We start from the raw sequence: 23485 nt of genomic DNA on the forward strand, positions 1-23485 counted from the left end.
CCTAGGTCAGAAGCGGGTCGGTGCGCTCGGCCGCGTCCTCCAGGACGACGCGGCCGATCACCTCGTACCGCAGGGGCCTGCGGGCCTTCAGGTACGCGCCCAGGGCGAGGCCGCCGGTGAAGACGAGGCCGATGATCCACGGGATGGCCTTGAACAGCAGCGAGTCCGCCGCCGAACCCGCCGCGGTGTCCATGTTGATCACCAGCAGGACCACCACGGCGATCATCCCGACACCCCCGAGGAGCGGCGCCACCAGCGTCTTGAACCAGTGCCGGTCCTCGGGGTGGTTGCGCCGGAAGTAGCCGATCACGGCGAACGAGCAGAGCGTCTGCACGATGAGGATCGCCATCGTGCCGAGGATCGCCAGCAGCGTGTACAGATGGATGTACGGGTCCTGGCCGGTCAGCCAGAAGGCGGCCACCAGGGCGACGGCGATGACGGACTGGACGTACGAGGCGATGTACGGGGAGCCGTGCGCGGGGTGGGTGCGGCCGAGGGCGGGGTGCAGGAAGCCCTCGCGCCCGATCGCGTACAGATAGCGCGACGCGCACTGGTGGAAGGCCATCCCGCAGGCGAACGAGCCCGTGATCAGCAGCCACTGGAAGGCGTCCACCGCCCACGCGCCGATGAAGCTGTGCGCGGGGTCGAAGAACAGGTCGAGCGGGGTGGCCGACCGGGAGATCTCCACCGAGCCGGACAGGCCGTTGCCCGCGATCGTCATCCAGGAGACGTAGATGTAGAAGACGCCGACACCGACGACCGAGATGAGGGTCGCGCGCGGGATGACGCGCTTGGGGTCGCGGGACTCCTCGCCGTACATCGCCGTCGACTCGAATCCCACCCACGACCAGAAGGCGAAGAAGAGGCCGAGCCCGGCGGAGGTGCCGGTGAAGGCGTTCTGGGGGTTGAGGGGCTCGACGGGTATGCCGTCGGGGCCGCCCCCGTGGAGCAGCACGGCGGTGGCGACCGCGAAGAGGACGGCGATCTCCGCGACGAGCATCACGCCGAGCGCCTTCGCGGTGAGGTTGATGTCGAAGTACGCGAGGACGGCCGTGGCGGCGAGCATCGCGGCCGCGTAGACGATCCACGGCAGGTCGAGGCCGAGCTGGTCCTCCACGGTGGTCTGCGCGAAGTACGCGAAGACGCCGACGATCGACGCCTCGAAGACGATGTACGCGAGGACGGCGAGCATCCCCGAGGCCATGCCCGCGATGCGGCCGAGGCCGTGCGAGATGTAGCCGTAGAAGGCACCGGCGGCGGTGATCCGCTTGGCCATGGCGACGTAACCGACGGAGAAGACCGTCAGGACGAGCGTCGCGAAGAGGTAGCCGGCGGGGGCACCGGTGCCGTTGCCCGCGCCGACGGCGATCGGGAGGTTGCCGGTCATGGCGGTGATCGGCGCGGCGGTGGCGACCGCCATGAAGACGACGCCGACGATGCCGACGGAGTTCGCCTTGAGGCGGTGGACCTCGGGTGTGCTCGGTTGCTCTGACATGTGATCGGGCATGGCGGGCACCCTGCCCGCGACGTGACGTACGCCACAAGCGACAGGGGGTCGCGCAATTTCCGCCCGGAGGCGACGAGTTGTCGCCCCGCCGGGTGCCGCCGCGAGCCGCCGTGACCGGTCGGAGATGTTCCGGTGCCGCGCGCCCCGGTAGCGTCCGCGCCATGGACAGTCAGGGCACTCAGGGCGGCATCACCGTGCGGCGCGCGCTGGAACTTCCGGGGCTGCGCGGCGGGCTCCCCGAGGTCGTCGCGGGCGCGGACCGGCTCCAGCGGACGGTGCGGTGGGTGCACGCGGGCGAGGTGCCGAACATCGCCTCGCTGCTCAAGGGCGGCGAGCTGCTGCTCACCACCGGGCTCGGGCTCGGGGCGCGCCCGGCCGAGCAGCGCGCCTACGTGCGCAAGCTCGCCGAGCGGGGCATCGCGGCGCTCGTCGTCGAGCTGGGGCCGCGCTTCGCACGGCTTCCCGCCGCGATCGTGGAGACCGCGCGGGCCGCCGGGCTCCCGCTGGTGCAGCTGCACCGCGAGGTGCCGTTCGTGACGGTCACCGAAGAGGTCCACACGGAGATCGTCAACGGCCACTACGCGCTGCTCCAGCAGGCCGAGGAGGTGCACAGGCGGTGCACGGAGGCGCTGCTGGGCGGCGGCGGCATCCCCCAAGTCCTCTCCATCCTCGCGGAGTTCAGCGGCAACCCGGTCTTCCTCGAGACGGCCGACGGGCAGCTGCTCTACGCGGCCGCGGCGGGCACGGAGTGCGCGGATCCGCTCCAGGTGTGGGAGGGGCTGCGCGGGCGGACCGTCGAGCGGGACGGTCCGCCCGCAGGGGCGGTCCTCGTCGACGTGCCGGGCGGCGGGCCCGGCGCGGGCTCGGTGCGGGCCCGGCTCGTGCTGCTCGCGGTGGAGGCGGCGCCGCTGCCGGTGCACCGCATCGCGGCGGAGCGGGCGGCGAGCAGTCTGGCGGTGGTGCTGATGCAGGCCCGCCAGGAGGAGGAGCTGGCGGCGCGCGGCCGCGGTGACTTCCTGACCGACCTCGCGGAGGGACGGATCGAGGCCGACGACGCCCCGGCGCAGGCCCGCGTCCTCGGCTTCAGGCCGGGCCCCGAGGGGAGCCCGCTGCTGCCGGTGGTGATGCGGCTCGCGGACGGCCTGCCGACCGGGGGCGGCTGGGCGGTGCTCGCGCGGGCGGTCGCGGAGGAGCTGGCGTCCGTGGGCGTACCGGCGCTCCTTGGCGTACGTCCCGTCGAGGGCCGGGTGCCCCTGCTCCTCGGCCTGCGCTCGGAGAGCGAGCGGACCGCGGTGGCCGACCGGGTCGCGGCGGCGCTGCGGGCGGGCGTAGAGCGGGCGGGGATGCAGCGGCCCGGGGCGCAGCCGCCGGTCGTCGTGGTCGGCGTCGCGGGCGGCTGGGCGGCAGCGTCGGCGGGGCTGCGGCACGCGGCGGAGGCGGCGACGGCCGCGCAGGGCCTGACGGACCGCCCCTGGTACGACGCGCGGCGCCTCGACATCGACCTGCTGCTGTGGCGGCTGCACCGCCATGACGAGGACGGGGTCCTCGCGGCGTTCGTGGACCGCGCGATCGGCCCGCTGCGCGCCCACGACCAGCGCTCGAAGCCGCCGCTCCTGCCCACGCTCCAGACGTTCCTGGCGCATGCGGGCCGCAAGGCGGAGACGGCGCGCGAGCTGCATCTGAACCGGCAGACGCTCTACAACCGCCTGGCCCGGATCAGCGAGCTGCTCGGCACGGACCTCGACGACCCGCAGACGGTCCTCGCGCTGAGCCTGGCGCTGCGGGCGCGCAGGCATGTGACGTAGGGCTCTCTCAGTTGAGGGCTCTGTCGGCTGTAGGGCTCCCTCAGCTGTACGGCACCGGCTGCGTCAACTCGTCGTAGACGCTGAGGACTTGGGCCACCGTCTCGTCCTCGGTCGGCCAGGTGGCGGCCTGAGCCGTGCCCCTGTCCCTCAGCTCCGCCCTGCGGACCGGGTCGGCGAGCAGGCGGACGACGGCGGTGGCGAGGGCCGCGGGGTCTTCGCGGGGGACGAGTTCGGCGCCGTCGCCGACGAGTTCGGGGACGCCGTCCACCGCGGCGGCCACGAGCGGCACGCGCGCGTGCAGGGCCTCCTGGGCGAGGACGGGGCGGGAGTCCGGGCTGCCGGGCAGTACCGCGAGGTCGGCGGCGGCGAGGAGTTCGGGGACGTCGTCGCGGCGTCCGACGAGACGGACCGGGAGCTGCTCGTCCTCGATGCGGTGCTGGAGGGCGGCCCGCTCCGGGCCCTCCCCCGCGACGACGAGGAGCGGCAGCGGGTCCAGGTGCCGCCACGCGCGCGTGGCGTCCAGGAGTACGTCGTAGCCGCGCCCCCGCTCCAGGGCGCCGACGGCGAGGACCAACGGGCGGTCCACGGCGCCCAGTTCGGCGCGGGCCTTGTGGAGGCGGCGGTCCGGCTCCTCCTCCGCTTCCTCGGGGAGTCCCCTCCGGCGGGGCACGGGCAGCACGACCGCGGCGAGGCGGGCGTCCCTCGCGCCCGACCTGCGGGCCCGGTCGACGAGGTCGGATGAGGCGCCGAGGACCACGGTGGCGGTCTTGGCGACGCGCCGCTCCAGCATGCGCAGGACCCGGGCGCGGGCGCCCGCCGCATGGGCGTGGGCGTGGTGGTGCCAGGTGACGACGAGCGGGGTGCGGCGCCCGGTGAGCGCCAGGACGGCACGGAAGGCGGCGTGCAGGCCGTGCGCGTGTACGAGGTCGGCGTCGGCGCAGGCCACGCGGAGTGCGGCCACCGACGCGGGGTCGCCGCTGCGGGGCACGTGGACGTGGCGGGCGCCCGTGCCGGTGAAGTCGTAGGCGCGGACGGCCTCCTCGGGGGCGCATACGGTGACCCGCACCCCCCGGGCGGCGAGGCCCGCGGCCAGCGATCTGACGTGGGCGCAGCTGCCCGCGCCGGCGCCGCCGAGTACCTGAACGGTGTGCAGCGGCGTCTGTCCGTGCGGTGTCTGTCCGTGCGGCGAGTGGCTGCTCACGTGGCTCACGCGGCCGGGGCTCCTGAGTCTGCGGCGGGCGGTTCCGCCAAGGATGCCAGCCGGGGTGCCGTTCCGGCACCGGCGAAAGGTCACTTCCGTGCGGGGTCAGCCAAGTCTCTCGGCGCAATCACCCACACGGGTGAGGTGTAGCGCCCCGTAAGGGGCGCGGGGAACTGCGCGAGCAACCACGAAAAACCCGCAGACGCGTCTGCTCAGTGACTCGGCAGACGCGTCTGCGGCTTTTCGTGGGCTGAGCGCGCAGTTCCCCGCGCCCCCTAGGGGGCTTCACGCGAGGGTGCCTTAACCGTCCGACCTAGCGGTAGCGAGGAGTTCCTCGGCGTGGGCCCGTGCCGTTTCCGAGTCCTCCTGGCCCGCCAGCATCCGTGACAGTTCCCGCACCCGGTCCTCGCCCTCCAGGACCTGGACCCCGGAGCGCGTCACCATGCCGTCGTTGGTCTTCTCGACCAGCAACTGCCGGTCGGCGAAGGCCGCGACCTGCGGAAGGTGCGTGACGACCACGACCTGCGCCGACTTGGCCAGCCGCGCGAGGCGTCGGCCGATCTCGACCGCCGCCTTGCCGCCGACGCCCGCGTCGACCTCGTCGAAGAGGTACGTCGGGACGGGGTCCGTGCCCGCGAAGACCACCTCGACGGCGAGCATCACCCGCGACAGCTCACCGCCCGACGCCCCCTTGGCGATCGGCCGGGCGGGCGCGCCGGGGTGCGGGGCGAGGAGGAGTTCCACCTCGTCGACGCCCGCGGGGCCGTAGGCGACCGTACGGCCGTCGACGACCACGCCGTCGGACCCCTCGGGAACCTCCGTGCTGCTGATGGCGATCGACACGCGCGCGTGGGGCATCGCCAGCGAGGCGAGCTCTTCGGTGACGGCCGCCGCGAACCGCGAGGCCGCCTCCTGTCGCGCGTCGGTCAGCGTCTGCGCGAGCCCCGCGAGTTCGGCCCGCAGCGCGTCCCGCTCCGCGACCAGCTCGTCCAGCCGGTCGTCGTCGCCCTCCAGCTCGCTCAGGCGCGCGGCGCCCTCCTCGGCCCAGGCGAGCACGGCGTCGATGTCGGCGCCGTACTTCCGGGTGAGCTGGGTCAGCGCGGCACGGCGCTCCTCGACCGCGGCGAGCCGCAGCGGGTCGGCGTCCAGGTCGTCCGCGTACCCGGCGAGTTCGCCCGCCACGTCGCTCAGCAGGATCCCGATCTCGCCGAGCCGGTCGGCGAGCGCGGAGAGGGCCGGGTCGTGGGTCCGTACGGCCTCAAGGGCCCTGGAGGCCCCCGCGACGAGCGTGGAGGCGTCGACGACCTCCGGGTCCTCGGGGTTGCCCGCGAGGGCGGCGTGCGCGGACGTGGCGGCGGAGGCGAGTGCCTCCGCGTGGCCGAGCCGCTCGGCCTCGGCGGCCAGTTCGGTGTCCTCGCCCTCGCGCGGTTCGACGCCCCCGATCTCCTCCAGGCCGAAGCGCAGCAGGTCCGCCTCCTGGGCCCGCTCCCGCGCGCGCGTGGTGATCTCGTCGACCTCGGCGGTGACGGCCCGCAGCCTTCGGTAGGCGGCCGTGTACTTGGCGAGCGGCACGGCGACCGCGTCGCCCGCGTACCGGTCGAGGGCGCCGCGCTGCCTGGCGGGCTTCAGCAGGCCCTGCTGATCGGTCTGGCCGTGCACGGCGACCAGGTCGTCGGCGAGTTCGGAGAGCAGGCCCACCGGCACCGAGCGCCCGCCGAGGTGCGCCCGGGAGCGCCCTTCGGCGGAGACGGTACGGCTGATGAGCAGCGCCCCGTCGTCCAGTTCGGCCCCGGCCTCCTCCGCCCGCACGGCCGCCGACGAGTCGGCGGGCACGGCGAGCCGGCCCTCCACCACCGCCGCCTTCGCGCCGATCCGCACCAGGGCGGGGTCCGCGCGCCCGCCGAGCAGCAGGCCAAGGCTCGTGACCACCATCGTCTTGCCCGCGCCGGTCTCACCCGTCACGGCGGTGAACCCTGGTGACAGCTCGACGACCGCGTCGTCGATGACTCCGAGCGACCGTATCCGCATCTCCTCCAACACGGACACGACCTTACGAGGTCGGCGGCCCGGTCTGCGACGGGCCCTCGGCTCCTTCCGCGAAGGCGCAGGTGACGGCGGCGCCCCGGCGCCCACTGTCACCCGCGGGAGTGGGCCGCGCACGGGTCCCTCACGGAAGCCGCGCACGGGACCGTGCGGCGGGGGTGGGGTTATCCCCAGCAAGATCCACCGGCCCGCCGCATGGCCCCCTCCCCGCCCCCGCGGCGACCATGATCCACATGGCAACAGGACTGGCACAGGCGGCGCTGCGCGCGCACCGCCCGGCATTCATGGGCACCGCGGTGGCCGCGCTCTTCGCGGCGACCGTGGTGAGCGCGTCGACGATGATGCTCGGCACGACGAGCACCGAAAGCACGGCCGGGCTCTCCGCCTCGGCCCGTCGGCAGATCAGGGAGAACGGCGTCGGGGACATGGCGCTCGTCCTGTTGATCGGATCTATCTACATGTCGATATTCGTGGTCGTCTCGACCATGGGCACCGCCGTGGCACAGCAGCACCGGGAGCTGGCGATGGTGCGGGCCATCGGCGCCAAGCCCCGCCAGATCCGCCGCGCGGTCGCCCTCCAGGCCCTCACCGCCTCCGTCCCGGCCGCCCTCGTCGGCTTCCTCCTCGGCGGTCTCGGCGCCCGCTGGTGGCACGCGGGCATGGTCTCCCACGGCCTGCTGCCCGCCGAGGCCGGCTTCCGCTTCAGCTGGGTCGCGCTGCCGGTCTGCGTGGGCGTCGCCGTGGTGACGACGACGCTCGCCGCCTTCTTCTCGGCACTGCGCTTCTCCCTGCTGCGCCCGGCCCGCGCGCTCTCCGAGGCGGCGACCGGACGCAAGGGGCTCGGCATGCTGCGGGCGCCGCTCGGTGTGATCGCGATCGCCGGGGCGTGCTGCGTCTCCGTGCTCCTCTCGGAGCAGCCCGCGGCCGAGGCGAGCGAGGGCGCCTTCCTCGTCCTCATCATGTTCTGCGTCGGCGCGGGGCTGCTCGGCCCGCGCCTCATCGGCCCCGCGGCCTGGCTGGTCTCGGCGCTGATCGGCCGCGTGGGCCCGAGCGCCCGGCTCGCGATGCTCAACGTCCGCTCGCAGCCCCGCCGCTTCTCCGCCGCGGTGGTCCCCCTCGTACTCGTCGTGGGCTTCGGCCTCACCAAGATCGGCATGCATACGACGGCCCAGCACCACACCGGCTCGGCGGGCAGCACCGGCGAGGTCTGGCTCGACTACGTGGGCACCGGGCTCTACGCGGGGTTCGCCGCGATCGCCGCGGCCAACACCCTCGCCATGATCTCCTTCGAGCGCCGCCGTGACGTGGCCCTGCTGCGGGTGGTGGGCAGTCAGCGCGCCCAGGTGGGGGCCATGGCGGCCTGGGAGGCGGTGGTCGTCGCCGGGACCGCGCTGCTGCTCGGCGCCGCGATCGCGCTCGGCACGCTGGCCCCCATCCTCAGCACGGCCTTCGGCACCGCCCTGCCCCATCTGCCGTGGCCCGTGCCGGCCGGCGTCGCCACGGGCACGCTGCTCCTGACCCTGCTCGCCACCGGCCTTCCGGTCCGCGCGGTCATGCGCAGGCGCGCGATCTCGGTGGTCGGCGCAACGTGAACGGCCGGTCGCCCCGTCAGGGGCGCGGGGAACTGCGCGCCCAGCCACGACGCTCCCGCGGCTACGCACCTGCGGCGAGGGGCCCGCACCCTTCGGGAGGCGGCACGAGACGCCCCCCAGGGGGCCGCACGACCGGTGACGCGCCCCGCCCGAACCGCCCCTCGGCGCGCAGCCGCGCTAGTGCGGCGCGCCCCGCCACCCCGACACCGGCAGCGCGAACTTGGCGACGAGGCGGTCGGTGAACGAGGCGTGGTGCAGCCGGGCGAGCCGCACCGGCACCGCGCCCCGGCGCACCTCCACCCGCGCTCCCGAGGGCAGTTCGACGGTCCGCCGCCCGTCGCACCACAGCACCCCGTGCGGCGTGTGCGGCTGGACCTCGACGGCGAGCACCGAGTCCGGCGAGGTCACCAGCGGCTTGGCGAACAGGGCGTGCGCGCTGATCGGCACCATGAGCAGCGCCTCCACCTCGGGCCACACCACGGGCCCGCCCGCCGAGAACGCGTACGCCGTCGAACCGGTCGGTGTCGCGCAGACGATGCCGTCGCAGCCGAAGCCGGTGACCGGCCGCCCGTCGATCTCCAGGATGACCTCGAGCATCCGCTCGGGAGACACCTTCTGCACGGCGGCCTCGTTCAGCGCCCAGTCGCGGTGCACGATGTCGCCGTTGCGGTGCACGATGACGTCGATCGTCATGCGCTCCTCGACCTCGTACTCCTTGGTGACCACCCGGTCGACGACCTTGTCGAGGTCGTCGCGCTCGGCCTCCGCGAGGAAGCCCACGCGCCCGAGGTTCACCCCGAGCATGGGCACCCCGGAGGCCCGCGCGAAGTCGGCGCCCCGCAGCAGCGTCCCGTCGCCGCCGAGGACGACGATCAGCTCACAGTCGTCGATGCACTCGGCGGTGGCCTCCCTGACCGTCTCGACCGCGCTGGGCAGCGGCAGGTCGGCGGCCTCGGCCTCCAGGACCCGCACGCCGATACCGCTGCGCAGCAGCCCCTGGACGACGAGTTCGGCGCTGCGGATGGCCGCGGGCCGTCCGGTGTGCGCGAGCAGGAAGACGGTACGCGCATCGGTCTGGGTCACTCGGGTCTGGGTCAACGGGGCCCCTCCGCCACGGCACGGTCAACGTCCGCCGGGTCCAGCTCGTCGGCCCCGGCGCGCAGCCACAGAAAGTACTCGACATTCCCCGAGGGCCCCGGCAGCGGGCTCGCGGTCACCCCGCGCACCCCGAGACCGAGCCCCCACGCCTGACGTGCGACGCCGCGCACGGCGTCGGCCCGCAGTTCGGCGCTGCGCACGACGCCACCGCTGCCGAGCCGCTCCTTGCCGACCTCGAACTGCGGCTTGACCATGAGCACCAGGTCCGCGTCGGGAGCCGCGCACCGCACGAGGGCGGGCAGCACCAGGCCGAGCGGGATGAAGGAGAGGTCGCCGACGACGATGTCGACGGGCACGCCGTCGATCGCCTCCAGCGTCAACTCTCGTACGTTCGTACGGTCCTTCACGGTGACCCGGTCGTCACTCTGCAGCGACCAGGCGAGCTGGCCGTAGCCGACGTCGACGGCGACGACGTGCGCGGCGCCGGAGCGCAGCAGCACATCGGTGAAGCCGCCGGTGGACGCGCCCGCGTCCAGCGCGCGCCGCCCCTCGACGACGAGCCCCCGCGGCACGAAGGCCGCGAGCGCGCCCGCGAGCTTGTGGCCGCCGCGCGAGACGTAGTCGGGGTCGCTCTCGTCCTGCGAGACCACGATCGGGGCGGCCGTCTCCACCTGTGTCGCGGCCTTGGTCGCGACGGTCTTGCCGACCGCGACCCGGCCGGCCGCGATCAGCTGGCTCGCGTGCTCGCGCGAGCGCGCGAGCTTCCTGCGGACCAGCTCGGCGTCGAGGCGGCGTCGTGCCACTCCTGCCACGTTCGGTTCAGCTCCTGTTGTCGTACGAGGATGAAGTCGCCGGCGTCCCGGAGGGCACCGGCGGGCCGGGGCGTTCGTCGAGCGCGGTCAGCGCGTCGCGCAGGCCCCCGTGTACATCCTCGTACACCTCGATGTGGCCGTCCGTGGCGAGGTGGTCCGCGTCGCCGAGCCGCGCCAGCCGCGCGTCCACGTCGGCGTTGCCGGTGGGCGTGCGCTCGACGCCGAGGGGCGCGGGGGCGGCGGGGTCGTACGACGGCTCTTCCGCCGCGTAGGGCGGTTCATCGGCCACGTACGACGGCTCGTCCGGAACCTGAGGCTCCGGCTTTGCCGCCGCTCCCTCTTCGGGGCCCGCGTGAGAGTCGCTCATGGCACGACGCTACCCCGAAGCGCTGCGGTACCGTCGATCACGATGGCGACCATGGCGGAGTGCCGCACGGCACTCGACAGACTCTCGGACAATCTCGCGTCCGCCGACGGCGACGTGCGGGGCGCCGCTGCCCTGAACCGCTCGCTGAGCTGCCGCGTCACCGACCTCGACGTCACCTTCACCGGCCGTCTCGAAAACGGCCGGATCACGGTGCTCGACACCCACCAGGGCCCGCCGCGCGAGAAGGCCGAGATCCGCCTTGCGATGACCGGCGACGATTTGGTGGCGATGGTGGACGGCGAGCTGAACTTCGCCAGTGCCTGGACCTCCGGCCGGGTCAAGCTGGAGGCGGGCTTCCGGGATCTGCTGAAGCTCAGGTCGCTGCTTTAGCCAGGGTCTTGCGCCCGGTACGCGCCGCGGGGATCACCAGCGGCGTCCCGCTCTCCGGGTCGTCGATGATCTGGCACTGGATCCCGAACGTCTGCTCGACCAGTTCCGCCGTGACGATCTCGGACGGCGCGCCCTCGGCGATCACCGCGCCGTCGCGCAGGGCGATGAGGTGCGTGGCGTAGCGCGCGGCGTGGTTCAGGTCGTGCAGGACGGCGACGAGGGTGCGGCCCTGCTCCTCGTGGAGTTCGGCGCACAGGTCGAGGACGTCGAGCTGGTGCTGGATGTCGAGGAACGTCGTCGGCTCGTCGAGCAGCAGCAGCGGGGTCTGCTGGGCGAGCGCCATCGCGATCCACACGCGCTGGCGCTGGCCGCCGGAGAGTTCGTCGACATAGCGATCGGCGAGTTCGCGTACGCCCGTCGACTCCATCGACTCGTCGACGATTCGCTCGTCCTCGGCCGACCACTGCCGCAGGAGGCCCTGGTGGGGGTAGCGGCCGCGGGCGACCAGGTCGCCGACGGTGATGCCGTCGGGCGCGATGGACGACTGCGGCAGCAGGCCGAGCGTCTTGGCGACTTTCTTCGCGGGCATCGACTGGATGACGTTGCCGTCGAGCAGCACGCGTCCCGCGGACGGCTTGAGCATGCGGGACAGCGCGCGCAGGAGCGTGGACTTGCCGCAGGCGTTGGGGCCCACGATCACGGTGAAGGAGTTGTCGGGGATCTCGACGGACAGCTTCTCGGCGATGACGCGCTGGTCGTAGCCGAGGGTGACGTCGTCGGCGATGAGCCGGTTCACAGCAGCACGCTCCTGGTCGTGGGGGGTTACGAGTTCCTGGCGGGGCTTCTCGGCGGGCACCGGCGTCATATCCGTCCCGCCTTGCGCTGGGTGACGAGCAGCCACAGCAGGTAGACGCCGCCGAGCACACCGGTGACGACGCCGACCGGCAGCTGGTCCGCGCCGAAGGCCCGCTGCGAGGCGAGGTCCGCGACGATCAGCAGGGCGGCGCCCATGAACATCGCCGGCATGAGGTTGGGCCCCGGCGAGCGGGTGAGGCGCCGGGCGAGCTGCGGCGCGGTGAGCGCGACGAAGCTGACGGGGCCCGCGGCGGCGGTGGCGGCCGCGGTGAGCAGCACGGAGGCCAGGAGCAGCACGGCGCGGGTGCGTTCGACGCGCACGCCGAGCGCGTTCGCGACGTCGTCGCCCATCTCCAGCATCCGCAGCGGACGCCCGTAGACGAGGACGAGCGGGACGAGGACGGCGCAGAGCGCGAGCAGCGGCCAGACCTGGTCCCAGTCGCGGCCGTTGAGCGAGCCGGTCATCCAGACCACGGCCCGGGCGGCGTCGACGAAGTCGGCCTTGGTGAGCAGATAGCTGTTGACGGCCGTGATGAAGGCGGAGACTCCGATGCCGACGAGGACGAGCCGGTAGCCGTGCACACCGCGCTTCCAGGCGAGCAGATAGATGGCGGCGCCGGTCACCAGCCCCCCGACGAGCGCGCCGCCCGCGACCTCGACCGCGCTGCCCTGGAAGAGGACGATCATGGTGAGCGCCCCGGCGGTCGAACCCTGGCCGAGGCCGAGCACGTCCGGACTGCCCAGCGGATTGCGGGCGATGGACTGGAAGAGCGCGCCGCCGAGGCCGAGGGCCGCGCCCACCAGGAGCCCGACGAGGACCCGCGGCAGCCGCAGGTCGTTGATGATGAACTCCTGCCCGGCGTCGCCGTCGCCGAGCAGCGTGCGGACGACGTCGGCGGCCGGGATCTCGAAGTCGCCGGTGCCGATCAGGACGACGCTCGCGGCGAGCGCGGCGACGAGGAGCAGGGTGACGACCGCGGTCGTGCGGACGTCGAGCCGGAAGGAGAGGCCGGCCCGGGTACGTATCGCCTTCACAGCTGGGCCAACTTCCGCCGTCGTACGAGAAAGATGAAGACGGGCGCGCCGATGACCGCGGTCACGATGCCCACTTGGAGCTCCGAGGGGCGCGCCACGACGCGTCCGACGACGTCCGCGCCGAGCAGCAGCACCGGCGAGAGGACGGCCGCGTACGGCAGGATCCAGCGCATGTCGGGCCCGGTGAAGGAGCGCACGATGTGCGGCACCATCAGGCCGACGAAGACGATCGGCCCGCAGGCGGCGGTCGCGGCCCCGCACAGCAGGGTCGCCGCGGCCATCGACAGCGCGCGCGTGCGCGTGAGATGGGCGCCGAGCGCGCGGGCGGTGTCGTCACCCATGGCCATGGCGTTCAGGGGCCGGGCGAGGCCGAGCGCGAGCACGATGCCGACCGCGAGGAAGGGCAGCACCTGCTGGATGGTGTCCATGCTGGCGGAGGCGAGCGAACCGACCGTCCAGAACCGCATCTTGTTGAGCGCGGCCCCGTCCGTGATCATGACGGCCTGCACATAGCCGTAGAGCGCCGCGCTGATCGCGGTACCGGCGAGCGCGAGCCGCACGGGCGTCGCGCCCCGCGCACCGCCCAGGATGTAGAGCAGTACGCCGACGAGTGCCGCCCCGAAGAAGGCGAACCACACATAGCCGCTCAGGGAGGTGACGCCGAAGAAGCTGAACGCGCTGACGACCGCGGCCGAGGCGCCGAGGTTGATGCCGAGCAGACCGGGGTCGGCCAGCGGGTTGCGGGTGAGTGCCTGGAGGACCGCGCCGGAGAGGCCGAGCGCGATGCCGGCGAGCAGTCCGAGCAGGCTGCGCGAGAGCCGCTCCCCGACGACGACATCGGCGTAGGTCCCGGAGTCGTGGAACAGCCCGTGCCAGACCTGGTCCATGGAGAGCGATTTGGCGCCGACCGCGATGCTCGCGAGGAAGACGAGCAGGAGGACGGCGACCGAGACGAGCAGCCCGATGCTGCGTATCGCGCGGCGTTCGGGAGGCGCGGGAGCGGTCTCCGCGCGGGGTTCTGGGGGACTGTCGACCAACACCAGGTTAGGTTAGCCTACCCTCGCAGCGGCTTAAGCCCTGCCTTCGCACTGTCCTTCGACGAGAGAAGCGCCACCATGCCCGCACCGCGTCGCTCCCCCACGCGTGCCCCCAACCGCAGGGACGTACTCCTCGCGGGCGGCGGCCTCGGCCTCGGGGCCCTGCTCACCGCGTGCGGCGGCGACAGCGACGCCTCCACCACGAGCGGGAAGGGCGGCAAGGGCGACAAGCCCTGGAGCTTCAAGGACGACCGCGGCAAGACCGTCACCACCAAGCAGCACCCGAAGAACATCGTCGCCTTCGTGAGCACGGCGGCCGCCCTGCACGACTACGGCATCGAGTGCAAGGGCATCTTCGGCCCCTCCAAGCCCGTGAACGGCAAGCCGAGCCCGCAGTCGGGCGACCTCGACCTCTCCCGACTGACCAGCCTCGGCAACGAGTGGGGCCAGTTCAACATCGAGAAGTACGCGGCCCTGCGCCCCGACGTCCTCATCAGCAACATGTTCCCGCCGCCCAACCTCTGGTTCATCCCCGAGGAGAGCGCCAAGAAGATCGCCTCGCTCGCCCCCACCGTCGGCATCAACGGCGCCCGCGTCTCCCTGCGCGAACCCCTCAAGCGTTACACCGAACTCGCCGCCTCCCTCGGCGCGGACCTGGAGTCCGAGAAGGTACGGGCGGCCAAGGCCCGCTTCCAGAAGGCCGAACGGACCCTGCGCAAGGCCGCCGAGGCCAACCGCGGCCTCAAGGTCATGGCGACGACAGGCGACGCCGACCAGATGTACGTCGCCGTCCCCGACGCCTACTGCGACCTCCACTACTTCAAGGACCTCGGCATCGAGTTCGTCGAGGGCAAGAAGAGCGACGAGTGGGGCTTCTGGGAGTTCCTCAGCTGGGAGAACGCCGACAAGTACCACGCCGACCTCATCATGCTCGACAACCGCACGACCGCGCTGCCCCCCGAGGAGCTCGCGAAGAAGCCCACCTGGGCCAAGCTCCCCGCCGTCAAGGCCGGCCAGACCGTCCCCTGGTCGATGGAGGAGCGCTACAGCTACGCCGGCTACGCCCCTGTCATTGAGCGGCTCGCCGCCGCCGTCGAGAAGTCGAAGAGGCTCAAGCGATGACCGACTCCCCCTACCGTTACTTCGACGTCGAGGTCCTGCGCACCGAGCGCCTCACCCCCGCCATGATCCGCGTGACCTTCGGCGGAGCCGACCTCGCGCGGATGGCGTCGGGCGGCCGGGACCAGCGCGTCAAGATCTTCCTGCCCCACCCGGGCCAGGACGCGCCGGTCATGCCGGACACCACCACCGGCGACACGGCCGACTGGTACGCGGCGTGGTGCGGCCTCGACCCGTCCGTGCGGGGCATCATGCGCACGTACACGACCCGCGAACTGCGCCGCGACCCCGACGAACTGGTCATCGACTTCGCCGTCCACTGCCCGGAGCCCTCGCCCGCCGACGGCCCCGCCACCAGCTGGGCGCGGACGGCCCGGCCCGGCGCCCGCATCGGCGTGCTCGCCCCGGTCGAGGAGGAGAACTCCGCGTACGACTTCCGGCCGCCGCAGGACACCGACTGGCTGCTCCTGACCGCCGACGAGTCGGCGCTCCCGGCCGTCGCGGGCATCCTCGAGACGCTGCCGCCCGACCTGCCGGCGCGCGTCTGGATCGAGGTCCACGACCTGGCCGACCGCCAGCCCCTGCCCACCAAGGCCGACGCCGAGGTCCACTGGCTCACCCGGGAAGGCGCCACCACGGACGCGATCCGCGGGGCGGACCTCCCCGAGGGCACGCCGTACGCCTGGATCGCGGGCGAGTCCGCGACCGTCAAGGCCATCCGCCGCCACCTCGTGAACGACCGCGCATTCGACCGCAAGCGGGTGTCGTTCTCCGGCTACTGGCGCAAGAACACCACGACGGACGAACTGATAGACCGCGGCGAAAACCCGTGAACACCCCTTACGGGGTACCCCTCACCGCTCACTGACCGACGACGGACCCGCACGAGCGGAGACATACGCGAGAACCCCGAGCCCCGCTCGGGGCCCCGCCCTGCCTACAGCCCGAGCCGCGCCAGCGCCTTGCCCGCGTCCAGGGCGCAGCTGCCGGCGCCCGCGTCCGTCCACGCCGCCGCGCACAGCGCCCGCAGGGCGTCCATGGGCTCACCCTCGCCGTCCAGCGCCAGTTCGTCACCGCGCACCGACGCCGTCCAGCCGCCGCACCTGAACCCGCCCTCCACCGGGGCGACTTCGGGCTGCCCCGTCAGCATGCCGCGCAGATCCGCGTCCACATACGTCGGCCGGTGCTCCGGCCGGGCCGCGAGCAGCTGCGCGCCGTCCGTGACGCCCGTCAGCACCAGCAGGGAGTCCACCTCGCCGTGGAACGCGCCTTCGATGTCCGTGTCGAGACGGTCCCCCACGACCAGCGGCCGCTCGGCGCCCGTCCGCAGAATCGTCTCCCGGTGCATCGGAGGCAGCGGCTTGCCCGCCACCCGCGGCTCGGCGCCCGTCGCGATGCGTACGACCTCGACGGCCGCGCCATTGCCCGGCGCGATGCCCCGGGCACCCGGAATCGTCAGGTCCGTGTTGGACGCGAACCACGGCACACCCCGCGCGATCGCGTAACAGGCCTCGGCGAAACGCCCCCACGCCAGATCCGGCCCGCCGTACCCCTGCACGACCGCCGCCGGATCGTCGTCAGCCGACTCGACCGGCTCAAGCCCCCGCTCCCGCAGGGCGACCCGCAGCCCCTCACCGCCGATCACCAACACCCGCGCCCCCGCGGGCACTTCCTCGCTCACCAGGCGGGCGACGGCCTGCGCCGAGGTGATGACGTCCGACGCCCCGGTCGCGATCCCCAGCTCCGTCAGATGCTCCGCCACCGCGTCCGGCGTCCGCAGCGCGTTGTTCGTCACGTACGCGAGGTGCATCCCGCCCTCGCGCGCGGTCCCGAGCGACTCGACGGCGTGCGCGATGGCGTGACCGCCCGCGTACACCACCCCGTCCAGATCGAGAAGCGCCGTGTCATAGGCCTCGCTCAGCGCCCGGCTGCTGCCATCGGGCCGCGTCCTGACGCTCCCGCCTGCCCCGTGACCTGCGGTCTGGCTCATTACACATCGCTCCTCGCTCGATCCACTCCCCCGATCATCGCTTATGCCACTGACACACATACGATGCCCCAATGAACACAGCGGGTCACATGGACACAGCCGGCCTCGACCTGATCCCGTTCCGGGGCGTGCGCTACGTCCCCGAACAGGTCGGCAGTCTCGCCGCGGTGACGTCACCTCCGTACGACGTGGTCGTACGCCCCGACGGCCTGCTCCACCTGGAGTCCGCCGACCCGCACAACATCGTCCGCCTGATCCTCCCGCAGGCGACCACCCCGGCCGCCCGCAACCAACAGGCCGCCGACACCCTGCGCACCTGGCTCAGCGAAGGCATCCTCGCGCCCGACGACAAACCGAGCCTGTACGTCTACGAACAGCAGGACAGCGAGATCCTCCAGCGCGGCCTCATCGGCGCGCTCCGCCTCTCCGAGGCCCACGACGGCATCGTCCTGCCCCACGAGGGCGTCATGCCGCATGTCGTCGAGGACCGCGCGGCCCTGATGCGGGCGACCGCCGCCAACCTCGAACCGCTCCTGCTGACCTACCGCACCGACAACGAGGCCGAGGCCACGGGAGCGACGGCCGTCATAGAACGCACGGCCGAGCGCGAGCCGCTCCTCTCCACGACCACCGAGGACGGCTTCCACCACCGCCTGTGGTCCGTCACGGACCCCGCGGAGATCGCCGAGATCCAGTCAGATCTCGCCGCCCACCAGGCACTGATCGCGGACGGCCACCACCGCTGGGCGACCAACCTGCGGCTGCGCGCCGAACACCCCTCGCCGAGCGCGTGGGACTACGGCCTCGTACTCCTGGTGGACACCGCCCGCTACCCCCTGCGCGTCCGCGCCATCCACCGCTACCTCCACCGGCTGCCGGTCTCCGACGCGCTCGCCGCCCTGGGCGACTCCTTCCGCGTACGCACCGTCGAGGGCCCCCTCGACCAGGCGCTCGACGCCCTCGCCGAGGCCGCCGCCAAGGGCAACGCCTTCGTCCTCGCGGGCGACGGCGCCTTCCACCTCATCGACCACCCCGCGCCCGACCTCCTCGCCGAGACGATCCCCGGCGACCGCCCCGAGGCCTGGCGCACCCTGGACGCGACGGTCCTGCACGCCACTCTGCTCGACCACGTCTGGCGGATCCCGGACGCCCCGGAGCACATCGCGTACATCCACGACACGGCGGCGACCGTCGAGAAGGCCGAGCGCGACGGCGGCACGGCGGTCCTGATGCATCCGGTGAGGGAAGAGGTCGTCCGCGACCTGGCCCGCCAGGGCGTCACGATGCCCCGCAAGTCGACCTCGTTCGGCCCCAAGCCCGCCACCGGCCTGGTCCTGCGCGCCCTCGCCTTCTGACCCACGGCCCCCTGTCGGGCATACGGAAACGGGCGGGACCCCCTCAGGGAGTCCCGCCCGTCCTTCATTGACCCGTCGGCCGGCTGCCCGGAGCCTCAGTCCTTGTCGTCCGCCGAGTCGTCCACCGACGCGTCCGGAACGGTGTCCGGGGCCGCGGTGAGCGCCTCGTCGGCCTCGTCGTCACCGAGGGCGTCGACGAACTCGACGCCTTCCAGCTCGGCGAGACGGTCCGACGCGTCGGTGCTGCCGTCCTTGTCGGACTCGACGACCTTCGCGAACCACTCCCGCGCCTCGTCCTCGCGGCCGGCCGCGAGCAGCGCGTCGGCGTACGCGTAGCGCAGGCGCGCGGTCCAGGGCTGCGCGGAGTTCGAGGCCAGCTCGGGGCTCTGCAGGGTGACGATGGCCGCGTCGATCTGGTCCATGTCACGGCGGGCCCCGGCGGCGACGAGCCGCATCTCGACCTGCCCCGCCTTGTCGAGCTTGTGCACCTCGGGCGCACCGGCCATGTCCAGCGCCTTCTCGGGCCGGCCCAGGCCGCGCTCGCAGTCCGCCATGACGGGCCACAGCTCGACGCTGCCGGTCATCCGTCGCGCGGCCCGGAACTCGGCGAGCGCCTCGCTGTACTTCTGGTTCGCGTACGCGGCGAAGCCCGCCGCCTCACGCACGGCGGCGACCCTGGAGGCCAGCCGCAGGGCGATCTTCGAGTAGGCGTACGCCTGCTCGGGGTCCTCGTCGATGAGCTTGGCGACCATCACCAGGTTCTTGGCGACGTCCTCGGCGAGACCCTTCGGAAGGCTCTGCAGCTCCTGCTGTACGTCCTTGTCGATCTCGTGCCCGGTGACGTCCTCCGGGATGGGCAGCCGCCTGATGGGCTCGCGGTCGCGGTCCCGGTCGTCACGCCCACCGCGGTACCCACCGCGGTCACCGTCACGGTCGTCCCGCCCACGGAAGCCACCGGGGCGCCCGCCGCCCCGGCTGTCGTCACGACGCGGCCCACGGGGGCCACGGTCGTCGCGTCCGCGGTCATCGCGCCCACGGAACCCGCCGCCACCGCGGTTGTCGCCCCCGCGGCTGTCGTCACGTCCGCGGAAGCCACCACGGTCGTCCCGGCGGTCATCACGGCGGTCATCGCGACGGGGCGCGCTGGACCGGTCATCGCGGCGGAACCCGCCACGGTCACCACCATGGTCATTGTCCCGACGGTCATCACGCCGGTCGTCCCGTCGGTCGTCACGACGGAAGGCGGGCCGGTCACCGTCGCGGCGGAAGCCGCGGTCGCGGTCCGCGGGGCGATCGTCACGACGGGGGCCACTCGGGCGGTCATCGCGGCGAGGCCCACCAGTGGGCCGGTCGTCCCGACGGAACGGCGGACGTCCGCCACTGTCACGGTCGTCACGCCCACGGAAGCCACCGCCACCGCCGCGGTTGTCGCCGCCACGGTTGTCGTCCCGGCGGAACCCGCCGCGGTCGTCCCTGCGGTCGTTGTCCCGACGGTCATCGCGACGGAAGGCGGGCCGGTCGCCGTCACGACGGTCGTTGTCGCGCCGGAAACCACCGCGGTCACCGTCACGCCGGTCATCGCGCCGGTCGTCACGCCCACGGAAGCCGCCGCCACCGGCGCCCGTACCGGCACCGCCACGGTTGTCGTCCCGGCGGAAGCCGCCACGGTCGTCCCTGCGGTCGTTGTCCCGACGGTCATCACGACGGAAGGCGGGGCGGTCACCGTCGCGGCGGAAGCCGCGGTCGCGGTCCGCGGGGCGGTCGTCACGACGGGGCCCACTCGGGCGGTCATCACGGCGAGGCCCACCAGTGGGCCGGTCATCGCGACGGAACGGCGGACGCGCACCGCGATCCCGGTCACCTTCACGGCGATCGTCACGACGGTCATCGCGCCCGCGATAGCCGCCGCGGTTGTCGCCCCCGCGACTGTCGCCGCCGCGGTCGTCGCGCCGGAAGCCACCGCGGTCGTTGTCCCGCCGTGGAGCCCCGCGGTATCCGCCCCGGTCGCCACCGTCCCGGCCGCGCTGGTCGCGCCCCGGTCGCTCGTCGGGAGAGTTGGTGGACATCGGTGACTCCTAGTCTTCGGTACCGCAGTCATTCTCGCGCAGCCGGGGTGCCGGCGCGCTTCGACAAAAACAAAAGGACCCCTGGTCCCAGCGTGAACGCTGGGACCAGGGGTCCTCCAAAGTTTGTTCGGCGGCGTCCTACTCTCCCACAGGGTCCCCCCTGCAGTACCATCGGCGCTTTGAGGCTTAGCTTCCGGGTTCGGAATGTAACCGGGCGTTTCCCTCACGCTATGACCACCGAAACCCTATGAAATATCCCGCTGTAGAGCAGGATCTCAAACAGGGCAGCGAACAAGCACACTTTTCAATTTGATAGTGACGCTGTTCAGCCGACACAACTGTTCGTTGTTTCAGAACTAACACAGTGGACGCGAGCAACTGAGGACAAGCCCTCGGCCTATTAGTACCAGTCACCTCCACCCGTTACCGGGCTTCCAGATCTGGCCTATCAACCCAGTCGTCTACTGGGAGCCTTAACCCCTCAAAGGGGGTGGGAATACTCATCTCGAAGCAGGCTTCCCGCTTAGATGCTTTCAGCGGTTATCCTTTCCGAACGTAGCCAACCAGCCATGCCCTTGGCAGGACAACTGGCACACCAGAGGTTCGTCCGTCCCGGTCCTCTCGTACTAGGGACAGCCCTTCTCAATATTCCTACGCGCACAGAGGATAGGGACCGAACTGTCTCACGACGTTCTAAACCCAGCTCGCGTACCGCTTTAATGGGCGAACAGCCCAACCCTTGGGACCGACTCCAGCCCCAGGATGCGACGAGCCGACATCGAGGTGCCAAACCATCCCGTCGATATGGACTCTTGGGGAAGATCAGCCTGTTATCCCCGGGGTACCTTTTATCCGTTGAGCGACGGCGCTTCCACAAGCCACCGCCGGGTCACTAGTCCCGACTTTCGTCCCTGCTCGACCCGTCGGTCTCACAGTCAAGCTCCCTTGTGCACTTACACTCAACACCTGATTACCAACCAGGCTGAGGGAACCTTTGGGCGCCTCCGTTACTCTTTGGGAGGCAACCGCCCCAGTTAAACTACCCATCAGACACTGTCCCTGATCCGGATCACGGACCGAGGTTAGACATCCAGCACGACCAGAGTGGTATTTCAACGGCGACTCCACGAACACTGGCGTGCCCGCTTCAAAGTCTCCCACCTATCCTACACAAGCCGAACCGAACACCAATATCAAACTATAGTAAAGGTCCCGGGGTCTTTCCGTCCTTCTGCGCGAAACGAGCATCTTTACTCGTAGTGCAATTTCACCGGGCCTATGGTTGAGACAGTCGAGAAGTCGTTACGCCATTCGTGCAGGTCGGAACTTACCCGACAAGGAATTTCGCTACCTTAGGATGGTTATAGTTACCACCGCCGTTTACTGGCGCTTAAGTTCTCAGCTTCGCACACCCGAAAGTGCACTAACCGGTCCCCTTAACGTTCCAGCACCGGGCAGGCGTCAGTCCGTATACATCGCCTTACGGCTTCGCACGGACCTGTGTTTTTAGTAAACAGTCGCTTCTCGCTGGTCTCTGCGGCCACCCCCAGCTCACCGTGTAAAACGGATCACCAGTGATGGCCCCCCTTCTCCCGAAGTTACGGGGGCATTTTGCCGAGTTCCTTAACCATAGTTCACCCGAACGCCTCGGTATTCTCTACCTGACCACCTGAGTCGGTTTAGGGTACGGGCCGCCATGAAACTCGCTAGAGGCTTTTCTCGACAGCATAGGATCATCCACTTCACCACAATCGGCTCGGCATCAGGTCTCAGCCTTAATGTGCGACGGATTTACCTATCACACGGCCTACACCCTTACCCCGGGACAACCACCGCCCGGGCTGGACTACCTTCCTGCGTCACCCCATCACTCACCTACTACCACCTTGGGTCAGCGGCTCCACCACTCCCCTCAACTCCGAAGAGATCAGGGCGGCTTCACGGCCTTAGCATTAATGGGCTCGATGTTTGACGCTTCACAGCGGGTACCGGAATATCAACCGGTTATCCATCGACTACGCCTGTCGGCCTCGCCTTAGGTCCCGACTTACCCTGGGCAGATCAGCTTGACCCAGGAACCCTTAGTCAATCGGCGCACACGTTTCTCACGTATGTATCGCTACTCATGCCTGCATTCTCACTCGTGAACCGTCCACCACTGCCTTCCGGCGCAGCTTCACCCGGCACACGACGCTCCCCTACCCATCCACACAGGCGTTGGCCCTATTGTGTGAATGACACGACTTCGGCGGTACGCTTGAGCCCCGCTACATTGTCGGCGCGGAATCACTAGACCAGTGAGCTATTACGCACTCTTTCAAGGGTGGCTGCTTCTAAGCCAACCTCCTGGTTGTCTGTGCGACTCCACATCCTTTCCCACTTAGCGTACGCTTAGGGGCCTTAGTCGATGCTCTGGGCTGTTTCCCTCTCGACCATGGAGCTTATCCCCCACAGTCTCACTGCCGTGCTCTCACTTACCGGCATTCGGAGTTTGGCTAAGGTCAGTAACCCGGTAGGGCCCATCGCCTATCCAGTGCTCTACCTCCGGCAAGAAACACACGACGCTGCACCTAAATGCATTTCGGGGAGAACCAGCTATCACGGAGTTTGATTGGCCTTTCACCCCTAACCACAGGTCATCCCCCAGGTTTTCAACCCTGGTGGGTTCGGTCCTCCACGACCTCTTACAGCCGCTTCAACCTGCCCATGGCTAGATCACTCCGCTTCGGGTCTTGAGCGCGCTACTAAACCGCCCTATTCGGACTCGCTTTCGCTACGGCTTCCCCACACGGGTTAACCTCGCAACACACCGCAAACTCGCAGGCTCATTCTTCAAAAGGCACGCAGTCACGACGCACCAAGCAAGCTTGATGCGCGACGCTCCCACGGCTTGTAGGCACACGGTTTCAGGTACTATTTCACTCCGCTCCCGCGGTACTTTTCACCATTCCCTCACGGTACTATCCGCTATCGGTCACCAGGGAATATTTAGGCTTAACGGGTGGTCCCGCCAGATTCACACGGGATTTCTCGGGCCCCGTGCTACTTGGGTGTCTCTCAAACGAGCCGCTGATGTTTCGACTACGGGGGTCTTACCCTCTACGCCGGACCTTTCGCATGTCCTTCGCCTACATCAACGGTTTCTGACTCGTCTCACAGCCGGCAGACTGTGAAAGAGAGATCCCACAACCCCGCATACGCAACCCCTGCCGG

18 protein-coding genes and 2 rRNA genes (1 of these 20 cut by a window edge) are annotated in these 23485 nt (G+C 70.9%); 7 read left to right on the top strand and 13 right to left on the bottom strand.

Features of this window, described 5'->3' with window-relative positions:
* Position 1: 1 nt before the first annotated feature.
* Positions 2 to 1495, bottom strand: coding sequence for an APC family permease (locus DMA15_RS07470; protein WP_240659703.1), 1494 nt, complete (start codon positions 1493 to 1495; stop codon positions 2 to 4).
* Positions 1496 to 1668: 173 nt separating this feature from the next.
* On the opposite strand from DMA15_RS07470, the gene DMA15_RS07475 reads away from it, so the two are divergent.
* Positions 1669 to 3312, top strand: a complete 1644-nt coding sequence (locus DMA15_RS07475; RefSeq protein ID WP_125511869.1) for a PucR family transcriptional regulator — start codon at positions 1669 to 1671, stop codon at positions 3310 to 3312.
* 40 nt (positions 3313 to 3352) lie between these two features.
* Here the strand turns inward: DMA15_RS07475 and DMA15_RS07480 are convergent, their stop codons facing one another.
* Entirely contained in the window at positions 3353 to 4522 is a 1170-nt protein-coding gene (locus DMA15_RS07480; protein WP_125511870.1) for a glycosyltransferase family 4 protein, read from the bottom strand.
* 291 nt (positions 4523 to 4813) lie between these two features.
* Complete coding sequence (recN, locus tag DMA15_RS07485) at positions 4814 to 6541, bottom strand: DNA repair protein RecN (protein WP_125517394.1); 1728 nt, start codon at positions 6539 to 6541, stop codon at positions 4814 to 4816.
* Between the two features lie 248 nt (positions 6542 to 6789).
* Between recN and DMA15_RS07490 the strand changes: the two genes are divergently transcribed.
* Positions 6790 to 8148 carry an FtsX-like permease family protein gene (locus DMA15_RS07490; protein ID WP_240659704.1) on the top strand — a complete coding sequence of 453 codons (1359 nt, stop codon included), beginning with the start codon at positions 6790 to 6792 and terminating at the stop codon, positions 8146 to 8148.
* 177 nt (positions 8149 to 8325) lie between these two features.
* Here DMA15_RS07490 and DMA15_RS07495 read toward each other — a convergent pair whose 3' ends face one another.
* The 3 genes from DMA15_RS07495 to DMA15_RS07505 are packed head-to-tail and all read right to left on the bottom strand — an operon-like array spanning position 8326 to position 10425.
* A complete protein-coding gene (locus tag DMA15_RS07495) occupies positions 8326 to 9231 on the bottom strand; it encodes an NAD kinase (protein ID WP_125511872.1) in 906 nt (301 codons plus the stop codon).
* Between the two features lie 11 nt (positions 9232 to 9242).
* Positions 9243 to 10058, bottom strand: a complete 816-nt coding sequence (locus tag DMA15_RS07500; protein ID WP_125511873.1) for a TlyA family RNA methyltransferase — start codon at positions 10056 to 10058, stop codon at positions 9243 to 9245.
* A gap of 7 nt (positions 10059 to 10065) precedes the next feature.
* A complete protein-coding gene (locus tag DMA15_RS07505; RefSeq protein ID WP_240659705.1) occupies positions 10066 to 10425 on the bottom strand; it encodes a hypothetical protein in 360 nt (119 codons plus the stop codon).
* A gap of 42 nt (positions 10426 to 10467) precedes the next feature.
* Here DMA15_RS07505 and DMA15_RS07510 point away from each other — a divergent pair, with 42 nt between their 5' ends.
* A complete protein-coding gene (locus DMA15_RS07510; RefSeq protein WP_125511874.1) occupies positions 10468 to 10815 on the top strand; it encodes an alkyl sulfatase C-terminal domain-containing protein in 348 nt (115 codons plus the stop codon).
* Here DMA15_RS07510 and DMA15_RS07515 read toward each other — a convergent pair.
* The 3 genes from DMA15_RS07515 to DMA15_RS07525 are packed head-to-tail and all read right to left on the bottom strand — an operon-like array spanning position 10799 to position 13745.
* Positions 10799 to 11680: an ABC transporter ATP-binding protein gene (locus DMA15_RS07515; RefSeq protein ID WP_125511875.1), complete on the bottom strand. Its 882-nt coding sequence runs from the start codon at positions 11678 to 11680 to the stop codon at positions 10799 to 10801. The two genes, DMA15_RS07510 and DMA15_RS07515, sit on opposite strands and share 17 nt — an antisense overlap.
* Positions 11677 to 12705, bottom strand: a complete 1029-nt coding sequence (locus DMA15_RS07520) for an iron chelate uptake ABC transporter family permease subunit (RefSeq protein WP_125511876.1) — start codon at positions 12703 to 12705, stop codon at positions 11677 to 11679. Before DMA15_RS07520 ends, DMA15_RS07515 begins: the two co-directional genes overlap by 4 nt.
* The gene (locus DMA15_RS07525) at positions 12702 to 13745 is read right to left on the bottom strand and encodes an iron chelate uptake ABC transporter family permease subunit (protein ID WP_125511877.1); all 1044 of its coding nucleotides are present in this window, start codon (positions 13743 to 13745) and stop codon (positions 12702 to 12704) included. Before DMA15_RS07525 ends, DMA15_RS07520 begins: the two co-directional genes overlap by 4 nt.
* Positions 13746 to 13820: 75 nt before the next feature.
* Between DMA15_RS07525 and DMA15_RS07530 the strand changes: the two genes are divergently transcribed.
* Together DMA15_RS07530 and DMA15_RS07535 are read left to right on the top strand one after the other, a co-directional pair.
* Positions 13821 to 14864, top strand: coding sequence for an ABC transporter substrate-binding protein (locus DMA15_RS07530; RefSeq protein WP_125511878.1), 1044 nt, complete (start codon positions 13821 to 13823; stop codon positions 14862 to 14864).
* On the top strand, positions 14861 to 15694 hold the full coding sequence (locus DMA15_RS07535; protein ID WP_125511879.1) for a siderophore-interacting protein: 834 nt from the start codon (positions 14861 to 14863) through the stop codon (positions 15692 to 15694). Before DMA15_RS07530 ends, DMA15_RS07535 begins: the two co-directional genes overlap by 4 nt.
* Positions 15695 to 15798: 104 nt before the next feature.
* On the opposite strand, the gene DMA15_RS07540 is transcribed toward DMA15_RS07535, so the two are convergent.
* Positions 15799 to 16851: an HAD hydrolase-like protein gene (locus DMA15_RS07540; RefSeq protein ID WP_125511880.1), complete on the bottom strand. Its 1053-nt coding sequence runs from the start codon at positions 16849 to 16851 to the stop codon at positions 15799 to 15801.
* A 71-nt stretch (positions 16852 to 16922) separates the two neighbouring features.
* On the opposite strand from DMA15_RS07540, the gene DMA15_RS07545 reads away from it, so the two are divergent.
* Positions 16923 to 18206, top strand: coding sequence for a DUF1015 domain-containing protein (locus tag DMA15_RS07545; protein ID WP_125511881.1), 1284 nt, complete (start codon positions 16923 to 16925; stop codon positions 18204 to 18206).
* Between the two features lie 95 nt (positions 18207 to 18301).
* Here the strand turns inward: DMA15_RS07545 and DMA15_RS37015 are convergent, their stop codons facing one another.
* On the bottom strand, positions 18302 to 19066 hold the full coding sequence (locus DMA15_RS37015; protein ID WP_125517398.1) for a tetratricopeptide repeat protein: 765 nt from the start codon (positions 19064 to 19066) through the stop codon (positions 18302 to 18304).
* Between DMA15_RS37015 and DMA15_RS37940 the strand changes: the two genes are divergently transcribed.
* Complete coding sequence (locus DMA15_RS37940) at positions 19037 to 20278, top strand: hypothetical protein (RefSeq protein WP_206302992.1); 1242 nt, start codon at positions 19037 to 19039, stop codon at positions 20276 to 20278. The two genes, DMA15_RS37015 and DMA15_RS37940, sit on opposite strands and share 30 nt — an antisense overlap.
* 119 nt (positions 20279 to 20397) lie before the next feature.
* Here DMA15_RS37940 and rrf read toward each other — a convergent pair.
* Both rrf and DMA15_RS07560 read right to left on the bottom strand, forming a co-directional pair.
* Positions 20398 to 20514, bottom strand: a 5S ribosomal RNA gene (gene rrf, locus DMA15_RS07555).
* Between the two features lie 138 nt (positions 20515 to 20652).
* Positions 20653 to 23485, bottom strand: a 23S ribosomal RNA gene (locus tag DMA15_RS07560); it runs 292 nt beyond the window's last position.

Origin of the sequence: Streptomyces sp. WAC 01529 (assembly GCF_003945545.1) — a bacterium.
Lineage (GTDB): Bacteria > Actinomycetota > Actinomycetes > Streptomycetales > Streptomycetaceae > Streptomyces > Streptomyces anatolicus.